Source organism: Oceanibaculum sp., from assembly GCF_022449305.1.
GTDB lineage: Bacteria > Pseudomonadota > Alphaproteobacteria > Oceanibaculales > Oceanibaculaceae > Oceanibaculum > Oceanibaculum indicum.
The window spans coordinates 11,793-35,390 of the sequence record NZ_JAKUSO010000038.1 but is presented as its reverse complement, the minus strand read 5'-3'; the positions used below and the strand labels follow the sequence as shown (position 1 = coordinate 35,390).

The 23,598-nt window shown below is 67.2% G+C and carries 18 protein-coding genes; 6 read left to right on the top strand and 12 right to left on the bottom strand.

Going from position 1 to position 23,598, the window contains the following annotated elements:
* A partial coding sequence (locus MK313_RS12185; protein ID WP_287781837.1) for a dihydroxy-acid dehydratase occupies positions 1-870 on the bottom strand: 870 nt, incomplete at its 3' end.
* 9 nt (positions 871-879) lie between these two features.
* The gene (locus MK313_RS12180; RefSeq protein ID WP_287781836.1) at positions 880-2,559 is read right to left on the bottom strand and encodes a thiamine pyrophosphate-binding protein; all 1,680 of its coding nucleotides are present in this window, start codon (positions 2,557-2,559) and stop codon (positions 880-882) included.
* A 321-nt stretch (positions 2,560-2,880) separates the two neighbouring features.
* On the opposite strand from MK313_RS12180, the gene MK313_RS12175 reads away from it, so the two are divergent.
* From MK313_RS12175 to MK313_RS12160, 4 genes are read left to right on the top strand one after another with little or no spacing between them, the layout of a single operon-like run.
* Complete coding sequence (locus tag MK313_RS12175) at positions 2,881-3,891, top strand: hypothetical protein (protein ID WP_287781835.1); 1,011 nt, start codon at positions 2,881-2,883, stop codon at positions 3,889-3,891.
* A gap of 29 nt (positions 3,892-3,920) precedes the next feature.
* On the top strand, positions 3,921-4,880 hold the full coding sequence (locus MK313_RS12170) for a glycosyltransferase family 9 protein (protein ID WP_287781834.1): 960 nt from the start codon (positions 3,921-3,923) through the stop codon (positions 4,878-4,880).
* The gene (locus tag MK313_RS12165; protein WP_287781833.1) at positions 4,873-5,904 is read left to right on the top strand and encodes a glycosyltransferase family 9 protein; all 1,032 of its coding nucleotides are present in this window, start codon (positions 4,873-4,875) and stop codon (positions 5,902-5,904) included. Before MK313_RS12170 ends, MK313_RS12165 begins: the two co-directional genes overlap by 8 nt.
* Entirely contained in the window at positions 5,897-6,895 is a 999-nt protein-coding gene (locus MK313_RS12160; protein WP_287781832.1) for a glycosyltransferase family 9 protein, read from the top strand. The genes MK313_RS12165 and MK313_RS12160 overlap by 8 nt, the downstream gene beginning before the upstream one ends.
* Here MK313_RS12160 and MK313_RS12155 read toward each other — a convergent pair.
* Complete coding sequence (locus MK313_RS12155) at positions 6,892-7,278, bottom strand: DUF423 domain-containing protein (RefSeq protein ID WP_287781831.1); 387 nt, start codon at positions 7,276-7,278, stop codon at positions 6,892-6,894. The genes MK313_RS12160 and MK313_RS12155 overlap by 4 nt on opposite strands.
* A gap of 105 nt (positions 7,279-7,383) precedes the next feature.
* On the opposite strand from MK313_RS12155, the gene MK313_RS12150 reads away from it, so the two are divergent.
* A complete protein-coding gene (locus MK313_RS12150) occupies positions 7,384-8,640 on the top strand; it encodes a M20/M25/M40 family metallo-hydrolase (RefSeq protein WP_287781838.1) in 1,257 nt (418 codons plus the stop codon).
* A 164-nt stretch (positions 8,641-8,804) separates the two neighbouring features.
* On the opposite strand, the gene MK313_RS12145 is transcribed toward MK313_RS12150, so the two are convergent.
* The 3 genes from MK313_RS12145 to MK313_RS12135 all read right to left on the bottom strand — a co-directional run bounded on the left by MK313_RS12145 (position 8,805) and on the right by MK313_RS12135 (position 13,269).
* Positions 8,805-10,595, bottom strand: coding sequence for an acyl-CoA dehydrogenase (locus tag MK313_RS12145; protein ID WP_287781830.1), 1,791 nt, complete (start codon positions 10,593-10,595; stop codon positions 8,805-8,807).
* A 206-nt stretch (positions 10,596-10,801) separates the two neighbouring features.
* A complete protein-coding gene (locus MK313_RS12140) occupies positions 10,802-12,235 on the bottom strand; it encodes an FAD-binding oxidoreductase (RefSeq protein WP_287781829.1) in 1,434 nt (477 codons plus the stop codon).
* A 74-nt stretch (positions 12,236-12,309) separates the two neighbouring features.
* Positions 12,310-13,269 (bottom strand): L-threonylcarbamoyladenylate synthase, encoded by a 960-nt coding sequence (locus MK313_RS12135; RefSeq protein ID WP_287781828.1) that lies wholly within the window; start codon positions 13,267-13,269, stop codon positions 12,310-12,312.
* A 107-nt stretch (positions 13,270-13,376) separates the two neighbouring features.
* Between MK313_RS12135 and parA the strand changes: the two genes are divergently transcribed.
* The gene (gene parA, locus MK313_RS12130; protein WP_121221808.1) at positions 13,377-14,015 is read left to right on the top strand and encodes a ParA family partition ATPase; all 639 of its coding nucleotides are present in this window, start codon (positions 13,377-13,379) and stop codon (positions 14,013-14,015) included.
* A 16-nt stretch (positions 14,016-14,031) separates the two neighbouring features.
* On the opposite strand, the gene msrP is transcribed toward parA, so the two are convergent.
* The 6 genes from msrP to carB form a co-directional block, all read right to left on the bottom strand.
* Positions 14,032-15,003: a protein-methionine-sulfoxide reductase catalytic subunit MsrP gene (gene msrP, locus MK313_RS12125; protein ID WP_287781827.1), complete on the bottom strand. Its 972-nt coding sequence runs from the start codon at positions 15,001-15,003 to the stop codon at positions 14,032-14,034.
* A 123-nt stretch (positions 15,004-15,126) separates the two neighbouring features.
* Positions 15,127-16,476 (bottom strand): MFS transporter, encoded by a 1,350-nt coding sequence (locus tag MK313_RS12120; RefSeq protein WP_287781826.1) that lies wholly within the window; start codon positions 16,474-16,476, stop codon positions 15,127-15,129.
* 15 nt (positions 16,477-16,491) lie between these two features.
* The gene (gene cysQ, locus MK313_RS12115) at positions 16,492-17,262 is read right to left on the bottom strand and encodes a 3'(2'),5'-bisphosphate nucleotidase CysQ (protein WP_287781825.1); all 771 of its coding nucleotides are present in this window, start codon (positions 17,260-17,262) and stop codon (positions 16,492-16,494) included.
* Entirely contained in the window at positions 17,259-19,598 is a 2,340-nt protein-coding gene (locus MK313_RS12110; protein WP_287781824.1) for a xanthine dehydrogenase family protein molybdopterin-binding subunit, read from the bottom strand. Before MK313_RS12110 ends, cysQ begins: the two co-directional genes overlap by 4 nt.
* 171 nt (positions 19,599-19,769) lie before the next feature.
* Entirely contained in the window at positions 19,770-20,243 is a 474-nt protein-coding gene (gene greA, locus MK313_RS12105; protein ID WP_121221818.1) for a transcription elongation factor GreA, read from the bottom strand.
* A gap of 96 nt (positions 20,244-20,339) precedes the next feature.
* Positions 20,340-23,594 (bottom strand): carbamoyl-phosphate synthase large subunit, encoded by a 3,255-nt coding sequence (gene carB, locus MK313_RS12100; protein ID WP_287781823.1) that lies wholly within the window; start codon positions 23,592-23,594, stop codon positions 20,340-20,342.
* Positions 23,595-23,598: the final 4 nt, after the last annotated feature.

The window sequence follows — 23,598 nt, the reverse complement described above, 5'->3', positions numbered from 1 at the left end:
GCGCCGGGCCATCGCCACCAGATGCACGACGGAATTGGTCGAGCCGCCCATCGACACCACGGTGGCGATGGCATTCTCGATGGCCTTCTCGGTCACGATCTCGGACGGCTTCAGATTTTCCCACACCATCTCCACGATGCGCCGGCCGGTGGCGGTGGCCATGCGGGCATGGTTGGAATCGGCCGCCGGGATCGAGGCGGAGCCGGGCAGGGTCAGCCCCATGGCCTCGGCCGCGCACATCATCGTCGCCGCCGTGCCCATGGTCATGCAGGTGCCGGGCGTGCGGGCGATGCCATCCTCGACACCTTCCCAGTCCTCCTGCGTGATGTTGCCGGCGCGCAGCTCCGCCCAGTATTTCCAGCTGTCCGAGCCGCTGCCCAGCACCGTGCCGTTCCAGTAGCCGCGCAGCATCGGCCCGGCCGGCATGAAGATCGCCGGCAGGTTCATCGACAACGCGCCCATGATCAGCGCCGGTGTGGTCTTGTCGCAGCCACCCATCAGCACCACGCCATCGGCGGGGTAGCCGCGCAGCAGCTCTTCCGTCTCCATCGCCAGGAGGTTGCGGTAGAGCATGGTGGTCGGCTTCTGGAACGGCTCCGACAGCGAGATGGCGGGCAGTTCCATCGGGAAGCCGCCGGCCTGCCAGATGCCGCGCTTCACCTCCTCCACGCGCACCTTGAAGTGGCTGTGGCAGGGGTTGATGTCATTCCAGGTGTTAACGATGGCGATGACCGGCTTGCCGGCCCAGTCCTCCTTCGCGTAGCCCATCTGCTTGGCGCGCGACCGGTGCCCGAAGGAGCGCAGGTCATCGACGCCGAACCAGCGGTGGCTGCGAAGCTCTTCCGGCTTCTTTCTGGCTTTGCTGCTCATGGTGTCCCGTCAGCCTTTCTTCGCCGACGCCTTCAGCGCCGTGATGGTGGTGCGGGTGCTGATCTGTTCCGGATCGGTCCGCAGCTCGATAATCGCCGCCGTGCCGGATTTCACCGCCCGCTCGAAGGCCGGCATGAATTCCTCGGTCTTCGTGACGGTCTCGCCATGCGCGCCATGCGCCTTGGCCAGCATTGCATAGTCCGGGTTGGTCAGGTCGGTGGCGCTGCGCCGGTCGGGGTAGCGCTTCTCCTGATGCATGCGGATGGTGCCGTACATGTTGTTGTTGAACACCAGGATGATCGGCTTGGCGCCGTGATGCATCGCCGTCGCCAGCTCCTGGCCGGTCATGCCGAAACCGCCATCGCCGACGCAGGAGACCACGATGCGGTCCGGATGCGTGATCGAGGCGGCGACGCCCGCCGGCACGCTGTAGCCCATGGCACCGCTGGTCGGGCCGAGCAGGTGGCCGGGACGGCCGAAATGCAGGAAGCGCTGCGGCCAGCCGCTGAAATTGCCGGCATCGACGGTGACGATGGCGTTCTCCGGCAGCCGGTCGCGCAAGGCGAGCATGCACTTGCCGGCATCCAGCTTGTCACCCTTGTAGGGCTCGGGCTGGAACCACTCCAGGAATTCGGCGCGCGCACCCTTGGTCCAGTCGGCCCAGGCCGAACCGTCAACCGGCTTCATCGCCTTCAGGGCGGCGGCCAGTTCCGGCATGCCGGAGACTATGCCCAGCTCCGGCCGGAAGGTGCGGCCGATCTCGATAGGATCGACATGGGCATGCACCATGGTCTTTGCCGGTTCCGGCAGGCCCATCAGCGTGTAGCCTTGGGTCGTCATCTCGCCCAGACGTGCGCCGGCGACGATCAGCAGATCGGCCTCCTTCACGCGGGCCAGCAGCTTCGGCCCGGTACCGGTGCCGAGATCGCCGACGAAGCCCGGATGCTTGGTGCTGACGACGTCCTGGCGGCGGAAGGAGCAGCAGACCGGGATGTTGTTAGCCTCGGCGAAGGCGCTGATGTCCGCCGCCGCCGCGTCGCTCCAACCGCTGCCGCCGACCAGAAGCATCGGCTTCTTCGCCTTGGCCAGCATGCCGCGCAGCGCCTCGATCTCGCCCGCACCCGGATGCGGGCGGGAGGTCTGGTAGGGTTTTGCCACGGGCGCGGAAACATGGTCGCGCAGCATGTCCTCCGGCAGCGCCACGATCACCGGGCCGGGCCGGCCGGAGCTGGCGATGTGGAAGGCGCGGTGCATGATCTCCGGGATGCGCTCGGCATCGTCGATCTGCTCCACCCATTTCGCGATGGGGGCGAAGAAGCGGCGATAATCGATCTCCTGGAACGCCTCGCGGCCGAACTGGTCGCGGGCGACCTGGCCGATCAGCACCACCATCGGCGTGGAATCCTGCTGGGCGGTATGGATGCCGATGGAGGCGTTGGTGGCGCCGGGGCCGCGGGTGACCATGCACACGCCGGGCTTGCCGGTCAGCTTGCCATAGGCTTCCGCCATGTTGGCGGCGCCGCCTTCCTGGCGGCAGGTGATGTATTTGATGGAAGGCACGTCCACAAGCGCGTCGAGCACTTCGAGATAGCTCTCGCCGGCAACGCCAAAGGCGTATTCGACGCCATGCAGCTTCAGGGCGTCGACAATAAGCTGCCCGCCCGTGCGGGTATTCTGCTGGCCGGTCACGGACCGTTCCTCCCTAGTTTGCGGCTGTACGCGGTTAGATCCGCCGTCTTTTATAGACGCGGGGAAACCGCGCGCGAAGATACTCCAAGTTTTCGAGGAACCCTCTCTGGTTGTCAACAAAACTGACAGCAAGCGGGTGCGGCTTTTCGCCTTTCGATGTGCCCTGCAGTTTGCGCCAAATGCCCATGATTCACCTTGGGGCCGTCACTTTTGCGTCAAGAAGTGACGGCAAAAATCGACGTTGTAATGGTGGATTTTGTCAGATATAGCACCCTCCTGCCGCGGCCCCTGGCACGCCGTCTGGCGACCGGACTGCGCCTGGTGGCTGCCTTTGTCACGGCGGTGGTTCTGCTTGCAGGCGGCTGGCTGCTTTGGCTGTCGCAGCAGGATGAACTCGACTCCCTGCCGCGCGCCGACGGGCGGCTGATCTTCGAGCAGGAACACCAGTCCGTCTCCGGTGCCCGCATTGAACGGCACATCCTGTTCCGGGACGCCCGGCTGGGCCGGATCGGCGTTACCATCAGCATGCCCCAGGCCATCACCGGGGAGGCGATGCCGGTGGTCGTCGTGCTGGGCTCCTCGCGGGAAGGCCGGGATAATATCGCGCCGTTCGGCGATATGGGCCGCACGGTGATGATCGGCTATGACTGGCCGTTCTCCCGGCAGGCATTCGATGGCGATGCGCTGGCGGCGCTGACGCCGGACATGCGCCGCCGTGCCCTTGGCGTGCCGGGGCAGGTGCGCGCCGTGCTCGACTGGCTGGATGGCCAGAGCTGGGCCGACACCAGCCGGGTCAGCCTGATTGGCTATTCTCAGGGGGCTGTCATCGCGCCCAGCGTGCAGCGCATGCTGCAGGAGGGTGGCCATAGCGTCGGCTGGACCGTGCTCATCAATGGCGGTGCCGGGCTTGGCGCCATGATTGCGGACACGACCGCCCTGCATCCGGCCTGGGCGCGGCCTTTCCTCGGCCTGACGGCGGACAGGCTGCTGGAGCCGATTGAGCCGGCAGCGCATCTGCCGCATCTCGACGGGCAGTTCCTGATGCTGTCCTGGTCCGGTTCCGGCCTGCCGGCGCAGGCGGTTGCGGATTTCCAGGCGCTTGCGCCCAAGGACAAGAGCCTCGTCACGCTCTCTGAGACCGGCCGGGCGGAACGGCTTGCCCGCTCGCTTTCGATGGCGCGCGACTGGCTGACGGCGCAGCAGGCAATCGTTCCTGAAGGCGCCGGCATCGAAAACAACCTGTCCAGCGATCGGACCGCGCCAGCCCGGCCGGAAATCGCCTCCTCAGGGGTCAAGCCCATCAAGGTTGTTCCGGTCGCGGTGCAGGAGTAGAAAGGCGCGCATAGCGCTTGAGGACGATCTTGAATCTGCTGTTCATTACCTCCAATCGGGTTGGCGATGCGATCCTGTCGATGGGGCTGCTGTCGGCGCTGTCGGCGCGTTACCCGAAGGCAAGGATCACCGTCGCCTGCGGCCCGCTGCCGGCCCCGCTCTTCGCGCATCATCCGGGCGTTGTCCGCGTGCTGCCGGTGGTCAAGCGACGCCACGGGCTGCACTGGCTGAAATTGTGGCGCCAGGTCGCCGGCACTTTCTGGTACATGGCGGTCGATCTGCGCAATTCGGTGATCGGCTATCTGCTGCCGCGTGTCTGGCTGATCCGGCTGGGGCGCCATCGGGCCGACCGCCATGTGGTGGAGGAAGAAGCCGCGCTGATCGGCGAAGCGGTGCCAACGCCGCCTCGGCTTTATCTCTCCACCGCGCATCAGGAGGCGGCTGCCGCCATCCTGCCGGCTGGCCAGCCCGTGCTGGCGCTGGGGCCGGCGGCCAACTGGGCCGGCAAGCAATGGCCGGTGGACCGTTTCATCGACCTTGCCAAGCGGCTGACCGCGCCGGGCGCGCCGCTGCAGGGGGCCGCCATTCTGGTGACCGCCGCCGCGCACGAACGGGATGTCGCCCAGCCGGTGCTGGATGCCTTTGCCGACCAGCAGACTATCGATTTCATTGGTGCCGATCTGCCCTCCACTGCCGCCGCGCTGGCGCGCTGCCGGCTCTATATCGGCAATGATTCCGGCCTGATGCACATGTCGGCTGCCGTCGGTACGCCGACGCTGGGGCTGTTCGGCCCAACCGACGACCGGCGCTACCGCCCGTGGGGCGAGCAGTGCGATTTCGTGCGTGCGCCGCAGGGCTGGCGCGAGCTTATTGCCGCCGTGGACAGTGGTGCTGTTCCCGGTGACCGGCTGATGGACGGCGTGACGGTGGAGATGGCCCAGGACGCCGCCGAGCGGTTGTTGGCGCGGACGGGACAAGCTGATGGCTGACGTGGTGGCAGCCGACGGGAAGGTCGCCATCATCCAGCCTCTGCCCGGTGTCGGCGACATGGTATGGCACCTGCCGCACATCCACGCGCTGGCCGAGGTGCAGCCGGAAGGCGCTGTGGCCGTGATCACCAAGCCGCGCTCCCGCGCCGACCAGCTGTTCGCTGCAGACCCCGCCGTATCCGAGGTGATCTGGCTCGACCGGGCGCAGGATGGTAATGGCGGCGCGCATGACGGCGTGCTGGGCGTGCTGCGCCTCGCGCGCCTGCTGCGGTCCCACCATTTTCGCCGGGTCTATGTGCTGCACCATAGCTGGCGCTATGCCTGCGCCGCCTGGCTGGCCGGCATTCCCGAACGGTTCGGCTATGGCATGGGGCGGCAGCGCCGTTTCCTCAATCGGGTACCGTTCCTGCCGGAGGCGATGCGCCGCGATCATCCGCTCGACCTCGCCACCGCATGGCTGAAGGCGGCGGGCATCGCGCAGCCGGAACAGGAGCCGCTTCTGCGCCTCGATCCGGCGGCGGTGGCGCAGGCGCAGGCCGCCTATGCCGACCGTCCCCGGCCGTGGATCGCCCTCGGCCTTGGCAGTTCGGAGCCCTACAAGCAATGGGGCGCGGAGCGCTATGCGGCGCTGGCCGCCGCCCTTTCCGAAGCGGGCTGGGGGACTTTCTTCCTGCTGGGCGGGCCAGACGAAAAGCCGTTCCTGCCGGCGATCCGCGCGGCGCTGGGCGATGACCCTGGCCGGCTGGTCCAGAGTTTCGACATGAAGATGGGCGAGATTCTCGCCTTCCTGGGCGCGATGGACCTCTATGTCGGCAATGACACCAGCTTCCTGAATCTCGCCGCTGCGTCCGGCGTGCCGGCCATCGGCCTGTTCGGCGCGACGCCGCCGCTGACTCACAGCACCGCCATCACCGCCCTCCTGCCGCCCGATGGTGTGCCCGACAAGGCAGACGGCATGATGCGGATCACGGTCGAGGCGGTCATGGAAGCCGTCGCCGCGCACAAGGCCAAGAGTAATGGCTGAATCGAGCCGCTATCGCTGCATCGCCGTCTATAGCGGCGGGGAGATCATCGGCGATGGCGTGTACAAGCTGCCCTTCCTGCGCGCGCTGCGCAGCGCCTTCCCCGATGCGGTGATCGACTGGGTCTGTCCTGGCCCTACCGTCTATGCCGACCGGATCTCGCCGTTGACTGTGGGCCTGCTGGACCATGTGCATGCCAATATCCCGCTCGGTCAGCGCAAGGCTGACCTGTTCCGCCCGCTGCCGATAGAGGGCGGCTACGACCTTGTCTTTGACACGCAGCAGGTGGTGTGGCGCAGCCTGTGCGCGCGCCGGCTGAAAGCGCGCGGCGGCATCTTCCTGTCGGGGGCGGCCCGGTTCTGGCTGTCCGGCATCCGGCCGCCGAAGGGGTATCAGCGACCGCGTCATATCCTGACGCGGTTCTTCGACATGATCGAGATGGCGGCCGGCCGTCGCCCGGCGCTGGACCGGGCGCTGCCGCTGCCAGCCGACCTGCTGGACAAGGCGCGGCAACAGCTGCCCGATGGTCCTGCCTATGTCGGATTCGCGCCGGGGGCGGGCGAGGCGCGCAAGCGCTGGCCGCTGGAGCGGTTCATAGAGATCGCTCGCGGGCAGGCGGCGCGGGGCCGGGTGCCGGTCTTCATCCTGGGGCCGGCGGAAGCGGCGGAGCTGCTGGATATCCGCGCGGCGGTACCAACCGCCCTGTTCCCGGAGCAGGATACGGAATTGTGGGGCGAGGGCTTCAACCCGATGCGCAGCATGGCCATCGGCACGCGGCTGGCCGGCGCGCTCAGCAATGACAGCGGTGTCAGCCACATGCTGGCCGCCGCCGATACGCCGCTGGTGGTGCTGTACGGCCATACCAGCGCGGAGAAATTCGGCCCGGTGACGCGGCGCTCGATCTTCCTGCAGGCCAGCGCCTATGGCGAACCGGTCATCGGCTCGATCCCGGTCGAGGCGGTGGATGAGGCGCTGGAGAGGCTGCTGGCCTAAGCGGCCTGCCGCAGATACAGCGCGCCCGCCACGGCGACCGCCAGCCAACCCAGGATCAGGCTGCCGCCGCCGAGCGGCGCCGACATCGGGAACAGCCCGCTGCCGGTCCAGGCCAGCTTGTACAGGCTGCCGCAGAACAGCACCGTGCCCAGCACGAACAGCGCCATGCCGGCGCTCAGCGCGGTTCGCGGCAGGCCCGGCTCCAGCTTCAGCAGGGCGAGCGCCAGCGCCAGCAGCGCCACCGCGTGCAGCCCCTGATAACGCCAGGCCGTGTCGAACCAGGCTTTTGCCTGCCCCTCCCCGGCGAAGGCATGGGCGCCGATGGCCCCCAGCGCCACCAGCACGGCCCCGTTCAGTCCGGTGAAGATCAGCCATCCCGCCATTTTCACGCTCCTTTTCCGCCCGCGACTCTCGCCGCCTGTCCGATGCCACGTTACAGTAGGGCAAAACCGGATGGAGACGGCAAGGTGACACACCCCGGCGACGATATGCACGACACGCTGCGTGGCTTTCTGGATGCTGAGCGGCAGGCGCAGCGGGATTTCCTGGCGGCGCTGGTGCGCGTGCCGTCCGACAATCCGCCGGGCGACTGCTCGCCGCATGCCGAAGCGGCGGCGGCATTGCTGGAAGCGCTGGGCTTCACGGTGGAACGCCATCCGGTGCCGGCCGAGCTGTGCGCCGCGAACGGCATGATCTCCGCCACCAATCTGGTGATCCGCAAACGGTTCGGCAGCGGCGAAGGCCCGGTGATCGCGCTGAACGCGCATGGCGATGTGGTGGCGCCGGGCGCGGGCTGGAGCACCGATCCCTATGGTGCCGCGATCATCGACGGGGTGATGTACGGGCGCGGTGTGGCGGTCTCGAAATCCGACTTCGCCACCTACGCCTATGCGCTGAAGGCGCTGGACGCGCTAGCGGCGGAAGGCGCTGCGCTGGACGGTACAGTCGAACTGCACCTGACCTATGATGAGGAGGTGGGCGGTGCCATCGGCCCGCAATGGCTGCTGGAGACCGGCATCAGCAAGCCGGACCTCGCCATTTCCGCCGGCTTCGCCTATCAGGTGGTGACCGCGCATAATGGCTGCCTGCATCTGGAGGTGACGGTAAGCGGCCGGTCGGCGCATGCCGCGAAGCCGGAAACCGGCCATGACGCGCTGGAGGCGACGACGGCGGTCCTCACCATGCTCTACGGGTTGCGCGACGGGCTGAAGGCAACGCGCTCTGCCGTGCCCGGCATCGATCACCCGACGCTGGTGGTCGGGCTGATCGCCGGCGGCATCAACACCAATGTGGTGCCAGACAAGGTGGTCCTGCGGCTCGACCGACGGCTGATCCCGGAGGAGGATGCCGCCGTCGTGGAGGCCGAACTGCGCCTCGCCATCGAGGATGCGGTCGAGGCACTGCCCGGCATTTCCGTCTCGATCCACCGGCTGCTGCTGGCGACGCCGCTTGGGCCGCTGCCCGGCGTGGAACGGCTGACCGGCCCGCTCTCCCGTCATGCCAGCGCCGTAGTGGGCGAGGAGATCGGCACCGGCGGCCTGCAGATCTACACCGATGCGCGGCATTACATGGCGGCGGGCGTGCCGACCGTGCTGTATGGCGCCGGGCCGCGCAGCATTCTGGAAGCCAACGGCCACCGCGCCGATGAGCGGCTGGTGCTGACCGACCTCGACAGGGCGACGCTGGTCGTCGCCGCCACGCTGGCGGAACTGCTGAGGGGTGGCGGGGAGGGTGGTGATAATTGAAATGTCCCCCTCACCCAGCTCCGCCTAATTCGCTTCGCTCATAAGGCTCCGCAACCCTCTCCCGCGTTGGGGAGAGGGAAGGAAAGGGCGCCCAGAAAACCCTCTCCCCTTGCGGGAGAGGGTGGTAAGCGATAGCGAGCCGGGTGAGGGGGAAACTTTCCCTCCTAAAACTGTGCCTCATCCAGCGCCAGCGTGCTGCGGCCACCCTCGACCATGGCGGCCAGCAGGCCGGTCGCCTGCGGCAGGTAATGTTCGGCATAGAAGCGTGCGGTGACCAGCTTGGCTTCGAGGAAGGACGCATCCTCGCCGCCGGACGACAGCCCGTCGAGGGCCGCCAGCGCGCCGCGCGCCACCATCCAGCCGCCGATGACGATGCCGCAGAGCTTCAGGTAATAGGCGGCCCCTGCCAGCGCCAGCGAACGGTCCTCCGGGAAGGTCGCCATCAGCCAGCCGGTGGCGAGTTCCAGCGCGTCGATGCCATCCTCCAGCGCGCGGGCGACGACTTCCATATCATCGCCCGGCTGTTTGCGAAGTACGTCGAGCGTGCCGGCCATCTCGGCAATCAGCTCATGCATCGAGGCGGCCTCGTCGCGCACGATCTTGCGGCCGACAAGGTCATTCGCCTGAATGCCGTTGGTGCCCTCATAGATCGGCAGGATGCGCGCATCGCGGTAATGCTGCGCGGCCCCGGTCTCCTCGATGAAACCCATGCCGCCATGCACCTGCACGCCGGTGGAGGCGATCTCGATGCCGAGGTCGGTGCACCAGCCCTTCACGATGGGCGTCAGCAGGTCGATCAGCCGCTGCGCACGGGCGCGCTCGCCGTCGTCGGGGTTGCGCTTGGAATGGTCCAGTGCCCAGGCGGCGAGGTAGGACAGGCCGCGCATCGCCTCGATGCCTGATTTCATGCTCATCAGCATGCGCCGCACATCGGGATGGCGGATGATGGCGACCGGTTCGGCCGACCCGCTGGCATCGCGCGACTGGATGCGTGTCTTCGCGTAATCGAGCGCCTGCTGGTAGGCGCGCTCGGCGATGGACAGGCCCTGCGTGCCGACCGCCAGCCGTGCATTGTTCATCATGGTGAACATGCATTCCATGCCACGGTTCTCGCCGCCGACCAGATAGCCGATGGCCCCGTCCTTATCGCCATAGGCCATGACGCAGGTCGGGCTGGCATTGATGCCCAGCTTGTGTTCCAGCGAGACGGGGCGCAGGTCGTTGCGCTCGCCCAGCGATCCGTCCGGGTTCACCAGGAATTTCGGCACCAGGAACAGGCTGATCCCCTTTGTGCCCTCCGGCGCGCCGGGCAGCCGGGCCAGCACCATGTGGATGACATTCTCCGTCCAGTCATGGTCGCCATAGGTGATGTAGATTTTCTGGCCGGTGATCCGGTAATTGTTCCCTTCGGGAACGGCGCGGGTCTTCACCGCCCCGACATCGGAGCCGGCCTGCGGCTCGGTCAGATTCATCGTGCCGGTCCAGTCTCCCGCGATCATGCGCGGCAGGTAGAGCGCTTTCTGCTCCGCCGTACCGTGGGCGTGCAGCAGCTCGATGGCGCCCTGTGTCAGCAGCGGGCACAGGCCGAAGGACATGTTGGCCGACTGCCACATCTCCGCCAGCGCCTGCTGCACCAGCCAGGGCAAGCCCTGCCCGCCATAATCGGGGTCGAAGGGCACGCCGTTCCAGCCGCCTTCGGTGAACTGGCCGTAAGCCTGCTTGAAGCCGTCGGGCGTGCGCACCACGCCATTCTCTATCCGGCTGCCCGCCCGGTCGCCCGGCGCGTTTAGTGGCGCCAGCACGTCGCGCGCCAGCTTGTTCGCCTCCTCCAGCACCTGCTCGACCAGCGCCGGCTCCGCCGCCTCATAACCCGGCAGGGATGAGACCCCCTTCAGGTCGAGCACGCGGTTCAGGACGAACGCCATGTCCTTCAAGGGCGCTGAATAGGCGGTCATGCGGCGGGTCTCCCTGACGGCTGTTTTGCGCCATCTGACGGGCAAGCCGGCGGGATTGTCAATGCAGCACCGCACCTGTCATTCCCGGCCCCAAGCCCACTGGGTGCCGGGAATCCAGGGTTCAGCTCACTCGACCAATGATCCAGCAGGTTGACGCCTGGACCCCCGCAACAAGTGCGGGGGTGACGGTCGGAGTGGGTGGTGGCCTACAGCACCTTCCCCGGGTTCATGATGCCCTTGGGGTCGATCAGTGCCTTGATCTTGCGCATCAGCTCCATCTCGGTCTGGCTCTTGTAGCGGGTGATCTCCTCGCGCTTCAGCCGGCCGAGGCCGTGCTCGGCGGAGATGCTGCCGCCCATATCGTGCACGATGTCGTGGACAATCTCGTTGATCTCCTCCCAGCGCGCCAGGAAGGCCTGATTGTCGCCGCCCATCGGCACCGACAGATTGTAGTGGATGTTGCCATCGCCGACATGGCCGAAGCCGACCACGCGGATGCCGGGCACCGCCTGCGCCACCGCTTCGTCGGCACGGCGCAGGAATTCCGGCACCCGGCTGACCGGCACGGAGACATCGTGCTTGATCGAGGCACCCTCCGGCTTCTGCGCCTCGGAGACGGTCTCGCGCAGCTTCCACATGGCGTTCGCCTGGGCCTGGTTCTGCGCGATGGCGGCGTCCAGCACGAGGCCGTCCTCCGCTGCCTTTTCCAGCAGGTTCTGCAGCTTCTCGGCGAGGCCGTCATCCTCCGGCGCAGTCGAGCTGAGTTCCAGCAGCACATGCCAGTCATAGCGCTGCGGCAGCGGATCGACCGTATCGGCGATGTGCGCCAGCACGAAGTCGAAGCAGATGCGCGGCATCAGCTCGAAGCTGGTCACACCGTCGGCGCTGGCGGCGCGGGCGCGGGCCAGCAGCTCGATGGCGGCGTCCGGGCCGGAAATCGCGACCATCGCGGTTTCGCGCCGTGTCGGCTTCGGGAACAGTTTCAGCACCGCCGCGGTGACGATGCCCAGCGTGCCCTCGGCGCCGACGAACAGGTGCTTCAGATCGTAGCCGGTATTGTCCTTGCGCAACCCGCGCAGCCCTTCCCACACCGTGCCGTCGGGCAGCACGACCTCCAGCCCCAGCACCAGCTCGCGCGTGTTGCCATAGCGCAGCACATTCACGCCGCCGGCATTGGTGGAGAGATTGCCGCCGATCATGCAGCTGCCCTCGGCGGCGAGGCTGAGCGGGAAGAAGCGGTCATTCTCCTCCGCCACGCGCTGCAAATCGGCCAGCACGCAGCCGGCCTCGACGGTCATGGTGTAGTTCATGCGGTCGATGGCGCGCACGCGGTTCATGCGGGCGAGCGACAGGATGATGCCGTCAAAATCCTCATAGGGGACGGAGCCGCCGACCAGCGAGGTGTTGCCACCCTGCGGCACGATGGGGATGCCGGCCTCGGCGCACAGCGTCACCACCTCAGCGACTTCCGCCGTGTCCGCCGGCTTCACCACGGCGCGCGCCTGGCCGCGCCACAGCCCGCGCCATTCCACCAGATGCGGCTCCATCGCGTCGGCGGCGGTGATGTAGCCCTTGTCGCCGACCAGAGCGCGGATGCGTTGCAGCGTGTCGTCGATGACGGTTTCGGCCAGCGCCTTCATGGCGGTCAACTCCCTTGGGGTCGCGTTTTCCTCTGACTCCATGTTACCCGCCAGTTTGGCAGGAACAAGGCCGCTCAGCGCGGGGCTGCCGCGCGGCGCAGGCGGTCGTTGATGGCAAGGCCGAGGCCGGCCTCCGGGACCGGCATGACGGCGATGCCGGCCAGCCCCGGCCGGTCCAGCGCCCGCAGCAGGGCGAACAGGTTGGCGGCGGCCTCTTCGAGGTTGCCTGTCTCGCTCAGATTCAGCGTGACGGCAGCCCCCGGCAGCGCCGGGCCGAAGGCCAGCAGCGCCTCGCCGGGCCGCACCTCGGTCGCTTTCAGCCGCACCGGCAGAGCAGGGGCGTAATGGCTGGCGAGCTGGCCGGGGGAGGTCGGCGCGTCAGGATCGCTTTTGGGGGTGATGACGGGGCCGGCCACCTGCTCCAGCGCTTCCAGCGTCACGCCGCCGGGACGCAGCAGCACGGGCCGGTCGCCGCTGGCATCGACCACGGTGGATTCAAGGCCAATGGCGCAGGGTCCGCCATCCAGCACCAGCGCCAGCCGGCCCGCCAGCCCTTCGGCGACATGTGCCGCGCTGGTCGGGCTGACCCGGCCGGACGGGTTGGCGCTGGGCGCGACCACCGGACGTCCCACCGCTTCCAGCAGCCGCTTTGCCACCGGATGGGCCGGCACGCGCAAGGCGATGGTATCGAGACCGGCGCAGGCCAGATGCGAGACCGGGCAGTCCGGCCGGCGCTTCAGCACCATGGTCAGCGGCCCCGGCCAGAAGGCGGCGGCCAGCTTTTCCGCGAGCGGCGTGAACAGCGCCAGTTCCCGCGCGTGGGCCACATCGGGCAGGTGCGAGATCAGCGGGTTGAAGCTGGGCCGGCCCTTGGCGGCGAAGATGGCGGCCACGGCGCGGTCGTCGGTCGCGTCGCCGCCCAGCCCATAGACCGTCTCGGTCGGGAAGGCGACCAGTTGGCCTGCGCGCAGCAGCGCCGCCGCCTCGTCGATGGCAGCGTCGGTCGCGGGCAGGATTCGTATAGCTTCACTCATGGCCGCGAAGCCATGGCGCAGGGCGGCGCCGGCGTCAAGAGCGTGCCTTGTTATCCGTTGCTTTGCAGTGCAACATGAGCACACTCGACAGCCAGCGGGAGAAGGCCATGAGCGCACGCATCATCACCATCGCGCAGCAGAAGGGCGGTGCCGGCAAGACCACGCTCGCCGCCCATCTGGCGGTGGCCTGGGCGAAGGCCGGGCGCAGCGTGGCGCTGCTCGACATCGACCCGCAGGCCAGCATCACCGCCTGGGCGGATATCCGCCGTGCGCTGCCCGATGCGCCGGAGCAGCCGGATATCCGCGCGCTGACCGGCTGGCGCGTCGCCGGCGAGGTGGACAAGCTGAAGAAGCAGTTCGACGTGCTGGTGATCGACAGCCCGCCGCACGCCGAGACAGAGGCACGCGTCGCGGTGCGAGTCGCCGACCTGGTGGTGGTGCCGGTACAGCCCAGCCCGATGGATCTGTGGGCGACGCAGGCCACGCTCGACCTCGCCAAGCAGGAAAAGACCGATGTGCTGCTGGTGCTGAACCGGGTGCCGCCGCGCGCCAACCTGGCCGATGTCATGGAACAGGCGGCGGCGAAGCTGGGCGTGAAGCTGGCAAAGACGCGGCTGGGCAACCGGGTGGCGCTGGCGGCGGCCCTGCTGGACGGCAAGGGCATTGCGGAGACGGCACCGTCCAGCGTTGCCGGTCGGGAAATCGCCGCGCTGGCCAAGGAAATCTACAAGGCCGCCAAGAACTAGGGTCTTCAGGCGGGGGCTACATGAACAGCCGCTCGCCCTCCATCCCCTTGTACATATCGGCCACGAAATCGGCATAGCCGTTATAGAGCAGGGTCGGCACGCGGGTGTCCGGGCCCAGCAGCCGCTCGGTGGCCTGGCTCCAGCGCGGATGCGGCACTTCCGGGTTCACATTCGCCCAGAAGCCATATTCGCGGCCCTGGATTTCCTCCCAGAAACCCTTGGGACGCTCATCCGTGAAGGTGAAGCGGACGATGGATTTCAGCTGCTTGAAGCCGTATTTCCACGGTGTGATCAGGCGGATCGGCGCGCCATTCTGCGCCGGAATCGGCTGGCCATAGATGCCGGTCGCCATCAGCGTCAGCTCGTTGGTGGCCTCGGCCATGGTCAGCCCCTCGACATAGGGCCAGGGGTACCAGCTCTGCTTCTGGCCGGGCGCGATGGACGGGTCCTTGAAGGTCTCCATCCGCACATATTTCGCACCCGACAGCGGCTTGGCGATCTCCACCAGCCGGCGCATCGGGAAGCCGGTCCAGGGCACGGTCATCGCCCAGGCCTCGACGCAACGGAAGCGATAGACGCGTTCCTCCAGTTTCACCATCGCCAGCAGATCGTCGATGGCGATCTGCTGTTCCTTTTCCACCATGCCGTCCAGTGTGACGGTCCAGGGGCGGATCGGCAGGCTCTGCGCCGCGCGCCAGATATTCTTGTGCGAGCCAAACTCGTAATAATTGTTGTAGGTGGTGGCCAGCTCCTCCGCCGTCATCTCGCGGTCCACGCGATAGCGCAGATTGCGCATGGCGGGATAGAGCGAGGCAGACGGGTCCTTCATCGGCGCGGCCTCGCTGCCGCAGGCGGTCAGCCCCGGCATGGCGGCGAGGATGGAGCCGGCGGCGAGGCCCTTCATCAGCCGGCGGCGGTCGCGGAACAGGGCTTCCGGCGTTGCCGCCGATTCCGGCAGCTCCCAGCCCTTCTTGCGTTTGATCAGCATGGTTCCGTCTCCTGCTTTCGCGGCACTGTCGGAAACCAAGATAGCCCGTGCTGCCGGGAGGGCAAATCACCAGACGGTGAGCACGGCGTGACCCGCCAAGCCCACGGAAGGTTCACGGAAGGCTCAGGCCGCCATCCGGTCGGCTTCCGGCAGGCGCGCGCAGGCCAGTGCGGACAGCACGCCGAGCACGCCCAGCAGCAGGATCGCCTGGTCCACGCCCAGGGCGAGTACGGAGGCACCGACCGCCCCGGCGATCACTGTCAGCGCGCCGGTCGCTGTATTGCTGAAGGCGGCATAGAGGCCCTTCTGGTCGGCCGGGGCGCCATCCACCAGATAGGTCTTGCGGCCGAGCCGCACCCCGGCCTCGGCGATGCCGATGATGACGAACACCAGCGCGTAGGCCGCCGGTGTCTGGTAGGCATCGCCCAGATGCGGCAGCGCCAGTGCCAGGAAGGCAGCCAGCGCGGCGACCAGGCCGCTCAAGCCCATGACGAGGCGGCTGGACCGGTCGGCGAACAGGCCCCAGAACGGGCTGGAGATGATGGCGGCAATACCGACCGCGATGACGAACAGGCCAAGCCCGCCCAGCCCCTCGCCGACGGTGCGCTGGGCGTGCAGCGCATAGACCGGCATCGCCAGCTCGACTGACAGCAGCAGGTTGCGGGCCAGCAGGAATTTGCGGAAACCGGGCTTGTCGCGCATCAGATGCAACCCCTCGCGGAAGGAATCGAGCGGCGTTTGCCCGCCTTCCTTCGCCCCTTTCTCTTCCGCGATGGCGGCAAAGCACAGCGCGCCCAGCGCCCACAGGATCGCCGCCGCGCCGATCAGCATCAGATAGGGGAACAGGCTCTCAGCCTCGCCCTCCAGCCCCCAGCGCAGGCCGATGCCGGCAGCCAGCGTCAGCGCCCCGCCAATGGCGGCGCGGTTGGCCAGCATGCGGCCCCGGCGGCCCTTCGGCACGGTCTTGCCGGTCACGTCCTGAAAGGCGACGGAGCCGACACCGCTGGCGGCGGAGAACAGCGCCAGCAAGGCGACGATGGTGATACCGGCGGCCATCAGTGGCAGCAGGAGGGCGGCGGGGATCATCAGCAGCAGGCAGAATGCCTGCGTGATGCCGGCAGTGACCCAGGCCCATTTTCGGCGGGCCAGTCGGCGGATGGCACCGGCGGCGGCCAGTTGCGGCAGCAGAGAGCCGGCCTGCTTTACCGGCTGCAGCAGCCCGACCAGGAAGGCCGGCGCGCCCAGCGCACCAATCACCCAGGGCAGCACGAGACCGGGGCTGGCGAGCTGTTCGGCCAGTTTGGTACAGGCGCCGTTCGCGACATTCAGCAGGTAATTGCGCGGCAGCGCCGTGCAGGCGCTGTCGGGAATCGCGGCGCAGCTGCGGTCCGCCGCATCGTCGCCACTCAGAAATTCATAGGCGCGGTCGAGTGTGCTGGGTGAGCCGGCCGGGCCGGCAACTGCCTCGCTCATCGGAATGCCGTGTTCCTAGTTCTTCCCCCTGACGACGAACTCGGGATTGAGGAAGCCCGGCTTGCCATAGGCCAGCGGCGCGCCGTCCATGGTCTCCACATGCCCCCCGGCAGCCAGCACGATGGCGTGGCCAGCCGCCGTATCCCATTCCGATGTCGGCCCGGTGCGGGGGTAAAGATCGGCCTCGCCCTCGGCCACCAGGCAGAATTTCAGCGAACTGCCGGCAACCTTCTGGTCCTTCATCGGAACGGTAGCAAGATAGGTTTCCAGCGCCGGATTTCTATGGGACCGGCTGGCGGCGACCGTCAGCCCATCTTGGGGAGCCTTGCGCGCCGTGATCGCATGGCTGCCCGCCTCCGTCTCCAGCCCGGCGCCAAGACCGATGGCACCCCAGTAGAGCCTGCCGGTGACCGGCACCAGGATCACGCCCAGCACCGGCACGCCCTTGTCGATCAGGCCGATATTGACGGTGAACTCGCCATTGCGGTTCACGAACTCCTTGGTGCCGTCCAGCGGATCGACCAGCCAGAAGCGCCCGCCGGAGACATCCGGCCGTGCGCCATCGGCGTGCGATTCCTCGGAGACGATGGGGATGTCCGGGGCGATCTCGCGCAGCCGGGCGACGATCAGATCGTCGGCCGCGCGGTCGGCGGCGGTGACGGGGGAGCCGTCCGCCTTGCCCTCGACGCTGAACCCGTCGCGGTAGAAGCCGAGGATGACCTCCCCGGCTTCCCGTGCGATCCGCTTCACCGGCCCCAGCAGGGCGGCGAGGTCCGGCGTGCTCACGCTGCTGCCTTGGCCGTACCGGACTGGATTTTCTGCCAGATCACCGGCGCGGTGGCCGGCATGTCGATGTGATCGATGCCAAATTCCTGCAGCGCGTCCACAAGGGCGTTGATGACCGCCGGCGGCGCGCCGATGGCACCGGCCTCGCCGCAGCCCTTGATGCCCAGCGCGTTGGTGGTGCAGGGCACGTTGTGCATGTCGAAATCGACGAAGGGAATCTGGTCGGCGCGCGGCATGCAGTAATCCATGAAGGAGCCGGTGACCAGCTGCCCGGTATCGCCGTCATAGATGGTGTGTTCGTACAGCGCCTGGCCGATGCCCTGCGCCACGCCGCCATGCACCTGGCCGGCCAGCAGCAGCGGGTTGATGATCTTCCCGAAATCGTCCACCACCGTGTATTTCACGAATTCCACCGTGCCGGTGTCGGCATCGATGTCCAGCTCGCAGATATGGGTGCCGTTGGGGAAGGTGGCTGCCGGCGGCTTCCAGGCATTCTCGACCTTCAGGCCCGGCTCCATGCCTTCGGGCAGCTTCGCCGGGTCGCTGGCGGCGGTGGCGACCTCGGCAAGTGTCATGCGCCGGTCGGTGCCGGCGATGGTGAAGACCGCATCCTCGAACTCGATGTCCGCCTCGGCGGCTTCCAGCAGATGGGCCGCCAGCTTCTGTGCCTTTTCCTTCAGCTTCAGCGAGGCGCCGTCCAGCGCCGCACCGCCGACCGGCACGGAGCGCGAGCCGCCGGTACCGCGCCCTGTGGCGATCTCCGCTGTGTCGCCCTGCTTCACCGTGATCCGGTCCAGCGGCAGGCCGAGATGTTCGGAGACGATCTGCGCATAGGCGGTCTCGTGGCCCTGGCCGTTCGACTGGGTGCCGATCAGCACGGTGGCGCCGCCATCCTCGTTCACGCTGACAGTCGCGGTCTCGTCGGAGCCGCCGCCGCACGCCTCGACATAGGTGGACATGCCGATGCCGCGCAGCTTGCCGCGCTTGCGCGCCTCGGCCTTGCGGGCGGAAATACCGGCCCAGCCGGCCTTCTGCATCGCCTGCTCCATATGGGCGGTGAATTCGCCGCTGTCATAGACGTCGCCCAGGGCTGTGCTGTAGGGCATTGCCTCCGGCGGGATGAAGTTGCGCCGGCGGATTTCGTCGGGGCTGAGGCCCATTTCGCGTGCCGCCTTGTCCACCAGCCGCTCGACCAGATAGGCCGCTTCCGGCCGGCCGGCGCCGCGATAGGCGTCCACCGGCACGGTGTTGGTGAACACGCCCTGCACATGCACATGCACGGCCGGCGTCTTGTACAGCCCCTGATACATGTTGGAGCCGGCCATGGTCGGCACATAGGTCGAGAAGTTCGACAGGTAGGCGCCCAGATTGGCGGTGATGTTCACCTGCAGCGACAGGAAATTGCCGTCCTTGTCCATCGCCAGGGCGGCCTCCGTCACATGGTCGCGGCCCTGGGTGTCGCTGACGAACCCGTCGGAGCGCGAGGCGACCCAGCGCACCGGGCGGCCGATCTTCTTCGCCGCATACATGGTCAGCGCATGTTCGCGGTAGAGGAACAGCTTCATGCCAAAACCGCCGCCGACATCCGGCGTGACCACGCGGATCTTCTCCGGCGCCACCTTGAAGATGTTCTCCGCCAGCAGGCCGCGCAGCGTGTGCGAGCCCTGGGAGGTGGTGTACAGCTCGTAGCTGTCCTTCGCCGGATCGTAGGTGCCGATGGCGTTGCGCGGCTCCATGGAGTTCACCACCAGCCGGTTGTTCACCAGCCGGATGCGGGTGATGTGATGGGCCTTGGCGGCGTTCGTCTCGGCGGCCTTGCCGTCGCCCATCTCCCAGTCGAAGCAGAGGTTGTTCTTCGCCTGCGGCCAGACCAGCGGCGAATCCGGCGCCGTGGCGCGGCCGGTGTCGGCGATGGCCGGCAGCTCGTCATACTCGACCTCGATCAGCTCGGACGCGTCCTGCGCCTGCTCCACCGTCTCGGCGACGATGAAGGCGACCGCGTCGCCGACATGCCGCACCGTGCCATGTGCCAGGATGGGGAAGGGCGGCAGGATGCTCATGGAGCCGTCGATATTCTTGATCGGCACCCGGCAGGGAATGTCGCCGATGCCGTCCTTCGCCACATCCTCGCCGGTCAGCACCGCCAGCACGCCGGGGGCGGCCTTCGCGGCGGACAGGTCGCCAATTGTGAAATTGGCATGGGCGAAGGGCGCGCGCAGCACGAAGCCGTGCGCCTCGCCGGGCAGGCGGATATCGTCGGTGTAGCGCCCCGTCCCGGTGATGAAGCGCTGGTCTTCCTTGCGCGTCATCGGCTGGCCGATCCCGAACTGACCCATCTGGATACTCCCTGGCTTTCTAGGCGGTAACTGGCTGGAGGAACACGGCGCTGGCGCCGGCCCGACTGGGTGGAACTGAAGCGATAATAGGCAAGCGGACGGGACCGTCAAACCCCGCCATGAAAAAGGCCGCACGAAGCGGCCTTTCCCGAAACAGTCAGAGCATGCGGCTCACCGCACCTCGATCTTCACGACCTCGTAGGATTTCGAGCCGCGCGGCGTCGTCACCTCGATGGTGTCGCCGACCGACTTGCCGATGATGGCGCGGGCCAGCGGGGCCTGGATCGACAGGCGGCCGGCGGAAACGTCGCTCTCCTCGGCGCCGACGAGGGTGTAGGTGGTCTCCTCGTCGGTATCCTCGTCCGCCAGCGTGACGGTGGTGCCGAAGGTCACCTTGTCGTTGGACAGCTTCGAGGGATCGATGATCTCGGCGCGCGAGATCTTGTCCTCCAGCTCCAGCACACGGCCTTCGATGAAGCTCTGGCGTTCACGCGCGGCGGCGTACTCGGCATTCTCGGAAAGATCGCCATGTTCGCGCGCCTCGGCGATGGCGCGGATCACCGCCGGCCGTTCCACCGATTTCAGCGTCTTCAGTTCCGCCACGAGACGTTCATAGCCTTCCGCGGTCGTCGGGATCTTTTCCATGTCCCCTCATCCCGTAAGCAAAAAAGTAAAGCGCGGGGCAAAACCGAAATGCCCGCGCGGTCAATATTTACCGCCCGGTCCCGACGGAGTCAGAACCTAGAACGAACCGGTAACATAGGATTGCAGCGGTGCCACTTCAATCCGCCCCGACCGCAGGGCTTCGATGGCTTGTACGGCTGCTCTCGCACCCTCCACGGTCGTGTAATAAGGAATATTGTGGGTCAGCGCGGTGCGGCGCAAGCTGAAACTGTCGGCGATGGCCTGGGCACCCTCGGTCGAGTTGAACACCAGATCGACATGGCCGCTCAGCATGTTGTCCACGATGTGCGGGCGTCCCTCCAGCACCTTCTTCACCCGATCAACCGTCAGCCCTTCCTGCTTGAAGTGGTTGGCGGTGCCGCTGGTGGCGATGATCTTGAAGCCGAAGGAGACCAGCTTTTTGGCAAGAATCGTGGCCAGCGGCTTGTCGTCGTCCTTCACCGAAATGAAGACCGTGCCGGACTGCGGCAGTTCCACGCCGGCGGCCAGCTGCGACTTCGCGAAGGCAAGGCCGAAATCCATGTCGATGCCCATCACCTCGCCGGTCGATTTCATCTCCGGGCCCAGGATCAGATCGACGCCGGGGAAGCGGGCGAAGGGGAATACAGCCTCCTTCACCGCTACATGCTTCAGCGGCCGGGTGGACAGGTTGAAGCCGGCCAGCTTCTCGCCCGCCATGACGCGCGAGGCGATCTTGGCGATGGGCACGCCGGTCGCCTTGGCGACGAAGGGCACGGTGCGGCTGGCGCGCGGGTTCACCTCAAGGATGTAGATGTCCCGGCCCTTCACCGCAAACTGCACATTCATCAGCCCGACCACCTTCAGCCCCTGGGCCAGAAGCCGGGTCTGGGTGCGGATTTCCTCGACGATATCGACCGGCAGCGTGATCGGCGGCAGGGAGCAGGCGCTGTCGCCGGAATGAATACCGGCCTCCTCGATATGCTCCATGATGCCGGCGACATGCACGTCGTCGCCATCGGCCAGCGCGTCCACGTCAACCTCGGTCGCGTGGCTGAGGAAATCGTCGATCAGCACCGGGTTCTTGCCGGATACCTTCACCGCGTCGCGCATGTAGCGGCGCAGCTGGCTAACATCGTGCACGATCTCCATCGCCCGGCCGCCCAGCACATAGGACGGGCGGATGACGACGGGGAAGCCAATTTCCACCGCGATCTTCTCCGCCTCTTCAGCCGAGAAGGCGGTGTCGTTGGCCGGCTGGCGCAGGCCCAGCTGCTTCAGCAGCTGCTGGAAGCGCTTGCGGTCCTCCGCCAGGTCGATGGCGTCGGGCGAGGTGCCGAGGATCGGGATCTTCGCCGCTTCCAGTGCCGCTGCCAGCTTCAGCGGAGTCTGGCCGCCGAACTGCACGATGGCGCCCAGCACGCTGCCGTTGGTCTGCTCGCGGCGCACCAGCGCGATCACGTCCTCCGCCGTCAGCGGCTCGAAATACAGCCGGTCCGACGTGTCGTAGTCGGTCGAGACGGTTTCCGGGTTGCAGTTGACCATGATGGTCTCGAAGCCGGCCTCCGACAGGGCGAAGGCGGCATGGACGCAGCAATAGTCGAACTCGATGCCCTGGCCGATGCGGTTCGGCCCGCCACCCAGGATGATGATCTTCTTGCGGTCGCTCGGCTCGGACTCGCACTCCGCCGGCTCCAGCCCGTTACCCTCGTAGGTCGAGTACATATAGGGCGTGCGGCTGGCGAACTCGGCGGCGCAGGTGTCGATGCGCTTGTAGACCGGATGGATGTCGAGGATGCGCCGGCGCGCGGCGACTTCGTCCTCCGACAGGCCGGCAAGCTCCGACAGGCGCGCGTCGGAGAAGCCCATCTGCTTCAGCCGGTGCAGCCCCTGCTTGTTCTCCGGCAGGCCGGATTTGCGGACTTCCGCCTCGGCGGCCACGATCTCCTCGATCTGCCGCAGGAACCACGGGTCGATAGCGCAGGCGTCGTAAATCTCCTCGACCGTGAGGCCGAGGCGCAGGGCCTGGGCGGTGCGCAGCAGCCGGTCCGGCGTCGATTTCGTCAGCGCCGCGACAATGGCGGCACGGTCCACCTGGTCACCCTCGGCGCCCGGAATCTCCACCTCGTTAAGCCCGGTCAGTCCGGTCTCCATGGAGCGCAGCGCCTTCTGCAGGCTTTCCTGGAAGGTGCGGCCGATGGCCATCGCCTCGCCGACCGACTTCATCGAGGTGCTGAGGATCGCCTCCGAGCCGGGGAACTTCTCGAAGGTGAAGCGCGGCATCTTGGTGACGACATAATCGATGGTCGGCTCGAAGGAGGCCGGGGTCACGCCGGTGATGTCATTGTCCAGCTCATCCAGCGTGTAGCCGACGGCCAGCTTCGCCGCGACCTTGGCGATGGGGAAGCCGGTCGCCTTGGAGGCCAGTGCGGAGGAGCGGCTGACGCGCGGGTTCATCTCGATGACGACCAGTCGGCCATCTTCCGGATTCACAGCGAACTGCACGTTGGAGCCGCCGGTATCGACGCCGATCTCGCGCAGGCAGGCGATGGAGGCATCGCGCATGCGCTGGTATTCCTTGTCGGTCAGCGTCAGCGCCGGGGCGACGGTGATGGAATCGCCGGTATGCACGCCCATCGGGTCGATATTCTCGATGGAGCAGACGATGATGCAATTGTCCGCGCGGTCGCGGACCACCTCCATCTCGAATTCCTTCCAGCCCAGCACCGATTCTTCGATCAGCACCTCATGGACCGGCGACAGCCGGAGGCCCTGCTGGACGATCTGCTCGAACTCCTCGCGGTTGTAGGCGATGCCGCCACCCTGGCCGCCCAGCGTGAAGGAGGGGCGAATGATGGCCGGCAGGCCGACATCGGCCAGCGCCGCATCGGCCGCTTCCATCGACTTGATCAGGCTGCTCTTGGGCGAGGGCACGCCGATGCGGTCCATCGCCTCGCGGAACAGCTGGCGGTCCTCCGCCTTCTCGATGGCTTCCAGATCGGCGCCGATCAGCTCCACGCCGAATTTCTCCAGCGTACCGTCGCGGGCAAGGTCGCGTGCCGTGTTCAGCGCGGTCTGGCCGCCCATGGTCGGCAGCAGCGCGTCCGGGCGCTCCTTCTCGATGATCTTTGCGACGATGGCCGGTGTGATCGGCTCGATATAGGTGGCATCCGCCAGGCCCGGATCGGTCATGATCGTGGCCGGGTTGGAGTTCACCAGGATGACGCGGTAGCCCTCATCCTTCAGCGCCTTGCAGGCCTGGGTGCCTGAATAGTCGAACTCGCAGGCCTGGCCGATGACGATGGGCCCGGCGCCGATGATCAGGATCGAGGAGATGTCTGTACGTTTCGGCATTCTC

What these genes read in the sequence shown, in the direction of transcription:
- MK313_RS12165 (WP_287781833.1), top strand. Translation starts at nt 4,873, where the DNA reads ATGGCTGACGTGGTGGCAGCCGACGGGAAGGTCGCCATCATCCAGCCT.
- MK313_RS12160 (WP_287781832.1), top strand. Translation starts at nt 5,897, where the DNA reads ATGGCTGAATCGAGCCGCTATCGCTGCATCGCCGTCTATAGCGGCGGG.
- MK313_RS12155 (WP_287781831.1), bottom strand. Translation starts at nt 7,278, where the DNA reads ATGGCGGGATGGCTGATCTTCACCGGACTGAACGGGGCCGTGCTGGTG.
- MK313_RS12150 (WP_287781838.1), top strand. Translation starts at nt 7,384, where the DNA reads ATGCACGACACGCTGCGTGGCTTTCTGGATGCTGAGCGGCAGGCGCAG.
- MK313_RS12145 (WP_287781830.1), bottom strand. Translation starts at nt 10,595, where the DNA reads ATGACCGCCTATTCAGCGCCCTTGAAGGACATGGCGTTCGTCCTGAAC.
- MK313_RS12140 (WP_287781829.1), bottom strand. Translation starts at nt 12,235, where the DNA reads ATGAAGGCGCTGGCCGAAACCGTCATCGACGACACGCTGCAACGCATC.
- MK313_RS12135 (WP_287781828.1), bottom strand. Translation starts at nt 13,269, where the DNA reads ATGAGTGAAGCTATACGAATCCTGCCCGCGACCGACGCTGCCATCGAC.
- parA (WP_121221808.1), top strand. Translation starts at nt 13,377, where the DNA reads ATGAGCGCACGCATCATCACCATCGCGCAGCAGAAGGGCGGTGCCGGC.
- msrP (WP_287781827.1), bottom strand. Translation starts at nt 15,003, where the DNA reads ATGCTGATCAAACGCAAGAAGGGCTGGGAGCTGCCGGAATCGGCGGCA.
- MK313_RS12120 (WP_287781826.1), bottom strand. Translation starts at nt 16,476, where the DNA reads ATGAGCGAGGCAGTTGCCGGCCCGGCCGGCTCACCCAGCACACTCGAC.
- MK313_RS12110 (WP_287781824.1), bottom strand. Translation starts at nt 19,598, where the DNA reads ATGGGTCAGTTCGGGATCGGCCAGCCGATGACGCGCAAGGAAGACCAG.
- greA (WP_121221818.1), bottom strand. Translation starts at nt 20,243, where the DNA reads ATGGAAAAGATCCCGACGACCGCGGAAGGCTATGAACGTCTCGTGGCG.
- carB (WP_287781823.1), bottom strand. Translation starts at nt 23,594, where the DNA reads ATGCCGAAACGTACAGACATCTCCTCGATCCTGATCATCGGCGCCGGG.